This is a genomic window from Anaerobiospirillum thomasii (genome assembly GCF_900445255.1).
GTDB classification, from domain to species: Bacteria; Pseudomonadota; Gammaproteobacteria; order Enterobacterales; family Succinivibrionaceae; genus Anaerobiospirillum_A; species Anaerobiospirillum_A thomasii.
This window is the reverse complement of record NZ_UAPU01000005.1, coordinates 397318-409292: the sequence shown is the minus strand read 5'-3', so window position 1 is coordinate 409292 and position 11975 is coordinate 397318. Positions and strand designations below refer to the sequence as shown.

Genomic DNA, 11975 nt, shown 5'->3' with positions numbered 1-11975 from the left:
TTTTAATGTTAATCTTGCGCATAGATTTTAAATCAGAATTATAATTAAGGCATAGCCAGATATGGGTGCAATTTCAGCTAGGATAGCTGAGGTAGGGACTGCAGGTAACTTAGCTCCTCATCGCTAATCTTAAAATTAAAGATATTTATATTGTCCTGCATTCTGTCTATATTAGAGGTTTTAGCTATAGGAAGGTGTGCCGTTTTGCAGGCAGAAGCGTAGGGCAAGCTGAGCTGTTGAAACATTATATTGGGCGGCTACTTCTTTGAAAATCTCATCATCAATAAGCGAGCTACAGCCTAAAGGAGACCAGGCTTCTACTAGTATATTTCTTTCTTTGCAGTACTGCATGGTGGGGATTTGCATATAGCCAATATGATGCTCAATCTGATTAACAACAGGCATAACATAGCTTTGCAGAGCCATCAGATGGTGTGGCATAAAATTAGCGACTCCTATTGATTTAACCAGGCCTTCTTGCTTGAATTTGATAAATTCGGCCCAGGTTTCATTAATTTCGTGTTTCTAGTTGCTGCTTTTATTGTTGCGTGGCCAGTGTATCAGCAGTAAATCCACATAGTCAGTCTGCAGATCGCGCAAGGTCTGCTCAAGGTATTTTCTGGCACGAATGGCATTTAAATCGGTTTTTGGAGCCTTTGTTGTAAGGAAAAACTGATCTCTTGAAATGCCGCATTGTTTTAAAGCTCGTCCAACGGTAGCTGTCAATGCTATATCTATATATCTGTATCAGGTCCTGATGGCATTTAAGACATGTATATCTTCATCTATATCTTCATCAAACGTGCCACAGGTGCCATAGCCCAGACATGGTATGGTGTTGCCGTCACTTAGAGCATACACATCGTTGACCGATGTGAATCCTGACGATGTCTGAATATATGTATCCATTGATGTATCATTAAGTTGTCAATTTAGTTCAAATAAGTATAACACGCAGATCAGGCTAAGATTGCCACATAATAAAATTGATGCATCTGTATAGATGATCACAGATGACCATAAATATAGCTATGCCACCATATATTCATATGTCTATTTTACATAATATAAATTATGCGAAGTTGATTATTAAAACGTGTATAAAGATATACGTCACTAAAGAAACACATCATATGCATATAATTTATACAATGTGCGCTCTCTATACATATACACACAGATATTCTATACCGGATTTTTAGCTATTGATAGCTTATAAACGGCCAATATAGCCTATATTTACGCAAAAAGGGGGAGTAGAGTGAGAAAAATTAAAATTTATGCCTATTTTTTTAACGTAGGGCTGTTTTTTTACCAAATTTCCAAGACAGTGCTATAAAGAGTCTGGCTCTATAAATAAAATAAGAGACTCATCGCAACTGCTCTTTTAAAGATCAGGATTTTCTACTTTTATATTTGATCTTTTTATTTTTAAGTATACTAATTTTTTCACCCCTATCCCCTATCTCCGGATTTTGCTTTTTATACCCCTGTCCTGTTTAAATATTTTCTCCTATCTTTATCCTGAGATCTGCCTTATTTTTTGCTCACAACTCCCTATATCTGCCCCTTATTCGCTTCAATTACTATATCATCTGCGTAGGTGGCTGCTATAATAGGAGTATGGCTGAGGCATCTCTTGAGGTAGGCATAGGATCTTTAGACAGTGGCAGATGATGCTTGAGGCAGCACTTGATGAGGACAGAGCTAAATATCCAATGGTCAGAATAGAAAATGGCAAAGCAGTATTCACTCTAAGCTCCAGAGGAGTTGGCCTGTATCTTTTATCTAGGTGTTGGTGCTGTTACTACCTCGAGGTAGCAACAGCTGCCTATGCTCTATTCTGTCTTAAGCTCAAATTTACGCGATGCACATTCAGGTCTCAGCCACGGTAGCAGATGCTCAGGCAGCTTGATATCTGCATAGAGCTCTGGTTTGTTGTAGTCTTTTCTATTGCTTTTAGGGCTTGATTTGAGATCTTACACGAGCCTTGGTAACGCTCTGAATCCTTACATAGGATGCCACATTCTGCGGGAATTTTATTGGATCAGATATACCACAGCGGGTTATAGTATGCACACAACTGAGTATTCAGCTGATAGCATCGCCACTGTCATGGGAATGAATAAAGAGCTTGGCATTACGGGCTGCCTCTACAGATTTAGCACAATGCTCAGCCTCCATTCTCGATAAAAGCATTAAACTCCTGGGCATTGTTCATAAAATAGACCACAGGTGTAGATACATTGCTGATACGCCGGGCCTTTCGTAGCTTTTCTTTTTCTTTACTGCATAGACAGTGGCAAAAAAGACTAGTAAAGAGTGTATTCACGTCCTGCATCAGATCTTTACTGTATTGATGCTTATATTGTATTAGATTGGCACTAAGAATCTTTTTTCAATTTATAATTTTTTATATCTCGTATTTTTGCCACTGTCTATTTTTTGTATTTTACCTATTGATATAAGTTTGTTAAGCATTTTAATACACTTGGTTTGGGTTAAATTCGTATAATCTTGAATCTCTTTTCTACTTTTTTCTCCTGCTGCTAAAAGATCAAGAATATTATTATAGTCGTCGTTTAAAACTATATCGTTACTCTCTATAGTTACATCAACTTGTTCATTATAATTAACGTTTTTTAGAGTTGTTAAAAAAGCTCCAGTTTCACTTTTAAATACAGGTTTAAAGGAAAATTCCTTATAACTAACAAGAATTTTTTGTATCCCAATACCATATGCTTCAATAAGTTTCAATCTGTAAAACAAATTGGCTAATTTTTCATTTCTTGACTGAGAAGCTCCGAGCATAATAGCTTCTATAGAAAGGCCAGACACAAGGCCACCAAGAGATATAAATTCAATCCTATCATCAAAAATATTTATAATGGTACTGGCGCTAAATGAATACTCTCTGTGCACAATAGCATTTAAAAGAGCCTCTCTTACAGCGTCAAGTGGATAATCTCTTTTATCTTTTCTTTTCAGTCCTTCAATTGTTGACCCGGTTTTATTTAAAAAATCTATATATTCAAAAGCCTCTGTCATCTGCTTTAGAAGAGACCCGGTAAACTCTTTTCTATCTTTGAATTTATATCTTTCTGTACCCTCAAAAACGGCTATCTTTATAGTATGAATACATTGATCCGAAAGTAGCAAAGCCAGATTTGTATACAGGCCATCTACGCTAATCATGCCTAACGTCTTTTTTGGAGCATTTCCGAAATCTATTTCTTCGTTTTTAAAAAACTTATCAGCATAATCAAATGTAAGATCCTGATTTATGGAGCGTAATTTTTCAAAAGAATCTCCATCAGTTTCCTTTATCATTTGTCTTATATAATCTTCTGAGGCTGGAACTGATGAGTTGCCCTGTCTTATATATACTCCTGAAGATTTTAACCCTTTCTCGGCTATATAATATGGTCGATAGGTGCCCCTTAATACCTCTATGACTACAATATCTTTATTTTCAACTTTTGTTACTTTTAATGATACATGCATTGATAAATCTGGTTTAATAGCATCTCTAATGGAAGCCGAGGCTCTTTCTATCACATCATCGCAGTCTTGGAGTCCTACAACTTCTCCTTGATTATTTATTCCTATATAGATAATCCCATCGCAGGTATTGGCAAATGCAACCACCTCTTTTTTCAGGTCAGAGGTTAATTGTTCCTTTAGCTCGACATTAAAGTTTTCCTGAAATTGCATGGCTCACCTATAAATTCTATCGCTTCTCATATACTCTATCGCATTCTAACATATTCTAACACATTCTGTCGCAATCTGACACATTCTGACATATTCTGACATATTCTGACATATTCTGACATATTCTGTCGCATTCTAACGCGCTTTAACGCATTCTAACGTGTTAGAAAGAATGTATATGTGCAAAAAATAATAGCCCATGTAGCGTTAAAAAAGGTCAAGCCCCCTACTTTTTACCTGCCTGAATTCTGTTTTTTTGGCTTACAATCTTTACTTGTGAATTTTAGCAGGCCTTTGTTTACCATAAAATAACCTAATGAAACGCTATAATCACCACTAGCAAAGACAAAGATATAGTCATATCCCTCTATACTAAAATAGTTGACTCGGTTTTATTTAAAAAATCTATATATTCAAAAGCCTCAGTCATCTGCTTTAGAAGAGATCCGGTAAATTCTTTTCTATCTTTGAATTTATATCTTTCTGTACCCTCAAAAACGGCTATCTTTATAGTATGAATGCATTGATCCGAAAGCAACAAGGTCAGATTGGTATATAGGCCATCTGCGCAGATTATGCATAATGTCTTTTTGTTAATATGGCCAGATTTAAGATGAGCGTCTGCAAAAAACTTATCAGCATAATCAAATGTAAGATCCTGATTTATAGAGCGTAATTTTTCACAATCATCTACATAAGTTGCCTTTATCATTTGTCTTATACAATCTTCTGCTGCAGGAGATGATGAGCTTCCCAGCCTTATATACTCCTGACAGTTTGAGAACCTTTTGATCTATATAATATGACCTGCAGTCTCCCCTTGATGCCTGTATAACGAAAATATCTGTATATTCAACTTTCTTTACATGTAATGTCACATGCTCTGATATATCTGGTTTAATGGTATCTTGTATGGAAGATGTTGCTCTTTTTATCACGTCCAGGCAGGCATGCTGGCCTACAACTTCACCTTGATCATTTAGTCCTATATAGATAGTCCCATCGCACGAATTGGCAAATGCAACAACATCTTTAATAAGATCAGATGTAACTAATTCCCTTTAACTTTAATATAAGTGATGAGGATCTGAGTTATCAGAAGTCCCTACCTCAGCCGGCCTGACTGAAGTTGCACCCATATCTGGCTATGCCTTAATTATAATTCTGATTTAAAATCTATGCGCAAGATTAACATTAAAATCAATATAATCTTTATAATCTTGCGCTTATTTATATCAATCTAATTTTGCAGATTTAGCTATATTTCCTAAAGATAAAATCTTACATCTTTTCTTGTAAAAACCTATGCCTATGCCATATACGTGAGTATATTGTTCATTAAAAAGATCTGCATATTTCTTTTCCATGATTTGATCTGTAGCCTCACTAGCCGCCTTTAGACAGTCTTCTGTTGCAGCTCTTTTAAACTCTAAAATAACTGCTCTATCATTAGATGAGTCTTTAAGAATGATGTCACTATAGCCAAGACCACTTTCACTCTCATCTAACATAGTAATACCGCAATCGGTTACAGCCTCTATCAAAAGACCCTGCATAAAACCATGATAGTATTGCTCATGACCTGAATGTCTAATGCTTATATAGGTTTTTAATACTGTATTTATAATATCCTGAGCCTTGGCAATATCATTGCTCATTAATGCATCTAAAAGATTGAAACCCTGAGAGCTCCAGCTTTTATCTTTCTTTGAATAAAAAACTTTAATCTTATTCTCAAAAGCTTCTCTTATCTCATAATTTGGTATTTTAACCCTGACATCGCCTCTTAGTGGTGAGTCATCAGCTAAAGTAACATAACCACTCTGCAACATCATTGTAAAAAAGGTATCAAAATCAAGGCAATCGTTTATATCAGGATAAACGGTAAATTCAGATAGCTCTATGTCTATTGATTTACCATCCATTAAATCCTGTAGCTTTTGTATATTGTCACCTTCATTAGCCTCAATTGAGTTTTTAGTGTACAGAGTAATAATGTCATTACCTGAGCTGTTGACCCAGAAGGATTCAGGCTCATCGTTACCATCTGTTAATGAATAACAGTACTCCATTAAAGACCATGGGCAGTAAACATATTCATTGCCAAATCTGTAGCCGTTATACCACTTTTTAATCTCATCTTTTTTAGATTCTATCCCAAAGTCACAAAGGATTTTATCAGTTTCCTCCTGTGTAAATCCAAAGAATGAGGTGTAATGCTTATTGTTGACATTAAATGTGTGAAAGTTATTAGCATCAGTAAAGACACTTTGATGAGCTATCCTTAGACATCCTGTGACAATGCCCTTGTACAGCCAGGGATCAGGATCTTGTTTAAAGGTATTAACACTTATATCACGGATAATAGCAAGCATTTCATCATAGTAAGGCTCTTTGGCAATTACTGCTTTTTGCAATGGCACATCATACTCATCTATAAGGATTAAAACTTGTCTGCCGTAGTGTCTATGTAAAAGATCTGCAAGAGTAGGAATAAATTTTCCACAGAAAAATACAGCTGTGGAAAGCAGGTTTGGATCTTGCAGCAGACCTGATTTTTCTTTTACAAAATCATAAATGCGTTTAAAAAAAAGCTTGTTGCCATCTGAGATTTTTGAACTCTGTAGTAAAAACAAAAAGTTTTCGTATAACTTACCAATTATGTAGACAAGATTATTAACTGCAATATAAAACTTATCGCCTTCAACGCCTCTAAAGGAGACATAGATAACAGGCAGCTGTCCCATAACCTTATCACGCAGCTCTTTGTACTCATCCTGTGCCACTGCAAAGTTACGGCCATTGTCTATAAAGAGCTTTTGCTGATAGGACGTGTCCACAGGATTTTTATAGTTAAGCTCACAAAAGGCCTTAATCATGGACATATTTAAAGTTTTACCAAAGCGACGAGGTCTTGTGAACAATGCATTTTTTCCACGTCTTTTAACAAAGAGATCGCTAAGATAAGATGTTTTATCAACATAATAGCCATTGTTTAAAATATGACTGGCAAAGTCCTCTTCACCAGATAAGACATCTGTGCCATTGTTTTTAATCATAATACATCCCTTTATCCTGATTATTTATAGCTGCTCTTGTATAAAGATTCGTACTTTATCCAATCTTACTCTAAAATCAACAAGATACAAAGATACAGGACAGTCAAAAAGGAAATTTTCTTAAACCTGTAAGCCTGCAGGTTTAAAAGCTTAAATAGAGTTATTTTTAATATGATTATTTATTAAGACTCTTGGTGCATCAATGTGGACAATGAGATAAGAAATAAGGCAGGATTTTATGGGCTTTAATAAAAGGGCGCGGTTAAGGCCACACCCTTTTTACAGTGACTTAGATATAAAATTAGTATAGAAGCAGATGCACTATCTGTGAGCCATGTACGCCAAAGACAGTAATAAGCTCAACATCTGAAGTACGTGACGGACCTGCAATAAAGAGTATATTGCTAGGCAGCACCTCATGGGCGGCTTTGACCTTGCCAAGGGCATCTGTTAATGATTTGACCACGTCAGATTTCTTTAACAGAATAATGCACAGTGTAGGCGCAAGAGAGAGCATACGTGGCTGTGTCTCTGATGAGACTACACAGGCCACACCATGTGAGCTTACGCCGGCATAGGCATGAATTACGCTAAATGATGAGGCAAAAACCTCTTCACGCACATCCTCAATAGCTTTATCAAAACACACTTTGTTTTGAGCATTTATCTTATCAACATCAAGAGCAAGAGACGGTCCATAAATAAAGTTCTTATCCAGGCCATGCTCTTTGGTGATGGCATTGATAGTATCTATTAAAGATGCTTCATCTATGTCATGAACAATAAACTTATTGTTGGTCATATTGTTCTTGAGGTTTTCAATAAGATCATCCTGCATCACAATATGAGCTACAGGATCATAGTCAACATCGTGTGAGCACTGTTCTACAGGAGCTGTATTTTTAATCCTGCCAAGAATGGCCTCACGACTTCTTTGTGAAATGGCCTCAATAGTCTCATTACTCATAGCTGACTCCTTCAATTTCCTGAACCCTCTTATCAAAGACGCCGTTTATTGATGGCAGTTTCTTATACTGAGCCCAGTTTTTAAGCACAGGTAAGGATTCACCGAAATTGTCTACAATAAACTTGAAGGTATAGGCTTTTGACAGTGAACTTCTCCATAAAGAGCCGTTGGTGGCAATCTTTTTGTAGATCTTGAAGCTAAAATTCTGACCCTTTGAGATCTTGATATTCTCCTGTCCTGTAATATGCTGTGCACCCTGACCTACTTTGTATGAGCGCAGACGGCGTATCAGGTTGGCCAAAGGGATCTTGACCGGGCAGACCTCAGAGCAGCGGCCGCACTGTGAGCAGAAGGATAACACATCTCCAGTCTTATCAATTCCAAAGAGATTTGGTGAGATAACCTCGCCTATAGGACCTGGATATGTGGTTCTGTAGGAGTGACCGCCAATCTTGTCATAGACAGGACAGAAGTTCATGCAGGCACCGCAGCGTATGCAGCGCAGAGCCTCATAGAAGTCATCATGGGTTAACATGGAGCTTCTGTTGTGATCAAAGATCACAATATGTACCTGCTTTGGACCATCCTTGTCACCGTTTTTACGCGGTGAGGTAATGATATTGTTATAGGTTGGAATAAACTGACCTGTGGCAGATGGAGTTAAAAGGTGCACCAGCGTGGCTGCATCATCAAAGGTCTCCACAATCTTCTCAATACCCATGATGGCCACATGAATATCAGGAGCAGTGGTACACATACGGCCATTGCCCTCGTTTTCAATAAGCCATATGGCGCCTTCCTTTGAGATACCGAAGTTGGCACCTGACAGACCCATTTTCAAGGTCTTAAACTGTGATCTTAAATGGTTTCTGGCAATGCCGTTTAACTTTTCAATATCACTCTCAAGAGGAGCATTGAGCTTGTCATGGAAGAGCTGACCTACTTCATAGCGGTTTCTGTGAATGGCTGGCACCACAATATGTACAGGAGGCTCATTGTTAAGCTGTAAAATGAGCTCGCCAAGATCTGATTCTGTGGCTACAAGTCCCTTTTTCTCAAGAAAATGGTTAAGACCGATTTCCTCTGAGGCCATGGACTTGCCCTTTAGAATTCTGTCAACATTGTTTTCCATCATAATCTGATAGATTATCTGACAGGCATCAGTATCTGATGAGGCAAAGTGCACTTTAATGCCGTTGCGTGTAGCATTTTTCTCAAACTCTACCACTCTGTCATGCAGTGATGACAGTGCACGGTTTTTAATGCCGCGGGCCTTGTCTCTCAATCCCTGCCAGTCATGATACTTGTTTTCTATAAGATTAAGACGGTTGGTCTGCAGTGTGTGCATGGCAGTCTTTAGATTTTCACGCATCTGTGCGTCATTGACCTTGATGTGCACAATTTCACTGTGACTTAAGGTACTCTCGCTCATAGGACGCTCTCCCCTGTAATGCGCTTTAATAAAAAGTCATAGATCTGCATCACTGCAATGTCTTCACCCTTTTTGGCCATGGCACCTGAAATATTCAGGATACAGCCATTGTCTCCTGCAATAACTATCTTGCAGTTGGTGTTTTTGATATTTCTGATCTTCTCTGTAACCATGGCATCTGAAATCTCAGGCTCCTTGACTGCAAAGGTACCGCCAAAGCCGCAGCATTCCTCTTCATAGTCAAGATCGTGCAGAGTCACATTGGACAGCTGACGAATGAGGTTTTTCTGTGCCGGAATACACTGCTGGACACGCAGTGAGTGGCATGAGGTGTGGAAGGTGACATCTATAGGATCACCCTTATCCTCAAGCCTGGCACCTATGCTCTCAAGATACTGCGAGAGATCCATAACGCGTGAGGAAAAGGCGGCAACCGCCTTTTTGGTCTCCTCGCTGTCGTGTTTGAACAGCTCGTTGTAATCGTGAGAGAGCATACCAGAGCATGAACCTGCGCCTACCACAATTGGATAGTCATTGTCGGCAAAAAGAGCCATGTTGTAGAAGGCCACATCCTTGGCCTCCTTAAAATAGCCTGTGTTAAAAGCAGGTTGACCACAGCAGGTCTGATTTTTCTTGTAGACCACATCTACACCAAAGTGGCGCAGAAGCTTTATGGAGCTTATTGTGGTGTCCTGCAGGGCCGACTGGCCCATGCAGGTTGCAAAGAAGTTTACTTTATTGGTCATAAAAGCAATCCGGATTATATGTTATTTTCTGATTACCTCAGGGATCATGTCAGGCAGGAACAGAGCCACGCACAGACACCATATGCCTATGAGAATAATAAATGACAGTGAGTACTTGAAGGTGAACTTGAACAGATCTGATTCACGACCTACAAGACCTACAGCTGCACAGGCAATGGCAATTGACTGAGGTGAAATCATCTTGCCTACTACACCACCTAAAGAGTTGGCGGCCAGGAAGAGAGACTCGCCTATACCTAAAGTTTGAGCAGAGGCTTGCTGTAGTATACCAAAGAGCAGGTTGGATGAGGTATCAGAACCTGTAATAAAGACACCAAGCCAGCCAATAATAGGTGAGAAGAAGGCAAAGCCGTCACCTGTGGTGGCAAAAGCCTGACCTAAGGTTGTGGACATACCTGAATTCTTGGCAATAGAGGCAAAGGCTACTACAAGACCAATGGTTACAATTGGAATGGCCATCTCTTTGATGGTCTCCCAGTAGCACTCGGCTGCATCTGCAACCTTGATGCGTAAAAAGGCAATGGTCAGCAGTGCTGCAATAAAGATGGCAGTACCTGCCTGGAAGGCAATGAGGTTTACAACCTGAGCTACAGATACAGGTGAGAGCTTGGTTGGATCAATAACACTTGGGCTCATGATAGTGCCTACAGTGTTGTTGAACTGAATGGTAACCTGTGTGAACTCTAAAATTGAGCCCTTGGCAAAGAGAGACTTAAATGGAGCTGAGGTCCAGATAATGATAAGAGCAATAAGCAGTAGGAATGGAACCCAGGCTCTAAAGAGCACACCTGCTGTCAGGGTATTGTCCTTAGGGAACTCTTTGAGATCATCTAAACGGAAGATGACCTTTGGCTGCCAGAAGCGCAGGAAGATGGTGGTACATAACAGAGCTACCACAGCTGAGGTGATATCAGGCAGCTCGGCGCCAATGTAGTTTGAGGTAAAGAACTGAGTTACAACAAATGAAGTTGAGGTAACAAGAACACCTGGGAAGGTCTGAATTACACCCTTGACACCATCCATTAAGAATACGATGAAAAATGGTACGGTAAATGAAAGAGGCACTAACAGACGACCAATCATGGCAGATACAGCATGCTGCTCAACACCTACAAGGTCACACATGGCTGTAATTGGAATACCTACTGCACCAAAGGCTACAGGTGCGGTATTGGCAATAAGACATAGACCTGCTGCATACATTGGTTTTAGACCAAGACCTACAAGCAGTGCTGCTGTAATGGCTACAGGACCGCCAAAGCCAATGGCACCTTCAAGGAATGAGCCAAAGCAGAAACCGATGAGAATAACCTGAATTCTGTGATCCGGTGTAATACTGATTACAGACTGTTTGATAATTTCAAAGGATCCTGACTTTACAGAGAGCTTGTAGAGGAAAATTGCAGCTACAATAATCCAGGCAATAGGCCACATGCCGTTGGTAAAGCCCTGTACAAATGAGGCACCTACAAGCTGACCTGGCATGTCATAGACATAGGCTGCAATAACAGCGGCTACAACTACGGTAATAAAGCCTGCCTGATAGCCTTTGAGCTTGAACAGAATAAGGCATGCAAGAAAAACAATAATTGGAATACCTGCCGCACCTGCCGACAGCCAGATATTGTTCAATGGGTCATAATTTTGAATCCACATGTAATTATCTCCAAAGTGTTTGTTAAAAAATTGCTTTATATTTTCTACAAATAAGTGAGCAAGAATTATCAAGTACTAATTTATTGCAACAAGAGACCAACAATTGCATAGTTTTATCCTCAAAAGTAAATAAATATCCGAATAAACATTCAAATATTTAAAATATGTGTAATAAAAATTTATTTTAAAAAACATTAATTTAAATAAACAAAAATGATCTGACTCACATTTAGTTTGCTGATAAAACTTATCAAAAAATAGATAATTGTTATTTAAATCAATCAAATGTGACAGATTGAGACACTGCAGGCAGAATTTTTTTAAGGGATTTTAAAAATTATTTATTGAATTTAATGCATATTTATTAAAATACACATAAA

Annotated in this window: 9 protein-coding genes and 1 pseudogene; all 10 read right to left on the bottom strand. The window is 38.6% G+C overall.

Translation table 11 applies throughout. From position 1 onward, the window contains the following. Nucleotides 1-77: 77 nt before the first annotated feature. The 10 genes and pseudogenes from DRZ93_RS13735 to DRZ93_RS02060 all read right to left on the bottom strand — a co-directional run bounded on the left by DRZ93_RS13735 (nt 78) and on the right by DRZ93_RS02060 (nt 11595). A pseudogene (locus DRZ93_RS13735) lies at nt 78-726 on the bottom strand (aldo/keto reductase family protein). Nucleotides 727-747: 21 nt separating this feature from the next. Further along, the gene (locus DRZ93_RS13485) at nt 748-909 is read right to left on the bottom strand and encodes a hypothetical protein (RefSeq protein WP_172457992.1); all 162 of its coding nucleotides are present in this window, start codon (nt 907-909) and stop codon (nt 748-750) included. A 1494-nt stretch (nt 910-2403) separates the two neighbouring features. Beyond that, nucleotides 2404-3714: an RNA-binding domain-containing protein gene (locus tag DRZ93_RS02095; protein ID WP_113745694.1), complete on the bottom strand. Its 1311-nt coding sequence runs from the start codon at nt 3712-3714 to the stop codon at nt 2404-2406. A gap of 367 nt (nt 3715-4081) precedes the next feature. Next, the gene (locus DRZ93_RS02090) at nt 4082-4426 is read right to left on the bottom strand and encodes a hypothetical protein (protein ID WP_113745693.1); all 345 of its coding nucleotides are present in this window, start codon (nt 4424-4426) and stop codon (nt 4082-4084) included. Continuing rightward, nucleotides 4401-4751: an ATP-binding protein gene (locus DRZ93_RS13970; RefSeq protein WP_113745692.1), complete on the bottom strand. Its 351-nt coding sequence runs from the start codon at nt 4749-4751 to the stop codon at nt 4401-4403. The genes DRZ93_RS02090 and DRZ93_RS13970 overlap by 26 nt, the downstream gene beginning before the upstream one ends. Nucleotides 4752-4949: 198 nt before the next feature. Further along, nucleotides 4950-6773, bottom strand: a complete 1824-nt coding sequence (locus DRZ93_RS02080) for an AAA family ATPase (protein ID WP_113745691.1) — start codon at nt 6771-6773, stop codon at nt 4950-4952. Between the two features lie 301 nt (nt 6774-7074). Next, nucleotides 7075-7740, bottom strand: coding sequence for a LutC/YkgG family protein (locus DRZ93_RS02075; RefSeq protein WP_113745690.1), 666 nt, complete (start codon nt 7738-7740; stop codon nt 7075-7077). Next, on the bottom strand, nt 7733-9172 hold the full coding sequence (locus DRZ93_RS02070) for a LutB/LldF family L-lactate oxidation iron-sulfur protein (protein ID WP_113745689.1): 1440 nt from the start codon (nt 9170-9172) through the stop codon (nt 7733-7735). Before DRZ93_RS02070 ends, DRZ93_RS02075 begins: the two co-directional genes overlap by 8 nt. Continuing rightward, a complete protein-coding gene (locus DRZ93_RS02065; protein WP_113745688.1) occupies nt 9169-9918 on the bottom strand; it encodes a (Fe-S)-binding protein in 750 nt (249 codons plus the stop codon). Before DRZ93_RS02065 ends, DRZ93_RS02070 begins: the two co-directional genes overlap by 4 nt. A gap of 21 nt (nt 9919-9939) precedes the next feature. Next, nucleotides 9940-11595, bottom strand: coding sequence for a lactate permease LctP family transporter (locus tag DRZ93_RS02060; RefSeq protein ID WP_113744476.1), 1656 nt, complete (start codon nt 11593-11595; stop codon nt 9940-9942). Nucleotides 11596-11975: the final 380 nt, after the last annotated feature.

What these genes read in the sequence shown, in the direction of transcription:
- DRZ93_RS13485 (WP_172457992.1), bottom strand. Translation starts at nt 909, where the DNA reads ATGGATACATATATTCAGACATCGTCAGGATTCACATCGGTCAACGAT.
- DRZ93_RS02095 (WP_113745694.1), bottom strand. Translation starts at nt 3,714, where the DNA reads ATGCAATTTCAGGAAAACTTTAATGTCGAGCTAAAGGAACAATTAACC.
- DRZ93_RS02090 (WP_113745693.1), bottom strand. Translation starts at nt 4,426, where the DNA reads ATGATAAAGGCAACTTATGTAGATGATTGTGAAAAATTACGCTCTATA.
- DRZ93_RS02080 (WP_113745691.1), bottom strand. Translation starts at nt 6,773, where the DNA reads ATGATTAAAAACAATGGCACAGATGTCTTATCTGGTGAAGAGGACTTT.
- DRZ93_RS02075 (WP_113745690.1), bottom strand. Translation starts at nt 7,740, where the DNA reads ATGAGTAATGAGACTATTGAGGCCATTTCACAAAGAAGTCGTGAGGCC.
- DRZ93_RS02070 (WP_113745689.1), bottom strand. Translation starts at nt 9,172, where the DNA reads ATGAGCGAGAGTACCTTAAGTCACAGTGAAATTGTGCACATCAAGGTC.
- DRZ93_RS02065 (WP_113745688.1), bottom strand. Translation starts at nt 9,918, where the DNA reads ATGACCAATAAAGTAAACTTCTTTGCAACCTGCATGGGCCAGTCGGCC.
- DRZ93_RS02060 (WP_113744476.1), bottom strand. Translation starts at nt 11,595, where the DNA reads ATGTGGATTCAAAATTATGACCCATTGAACAATATCTGGCTGTCGGCA.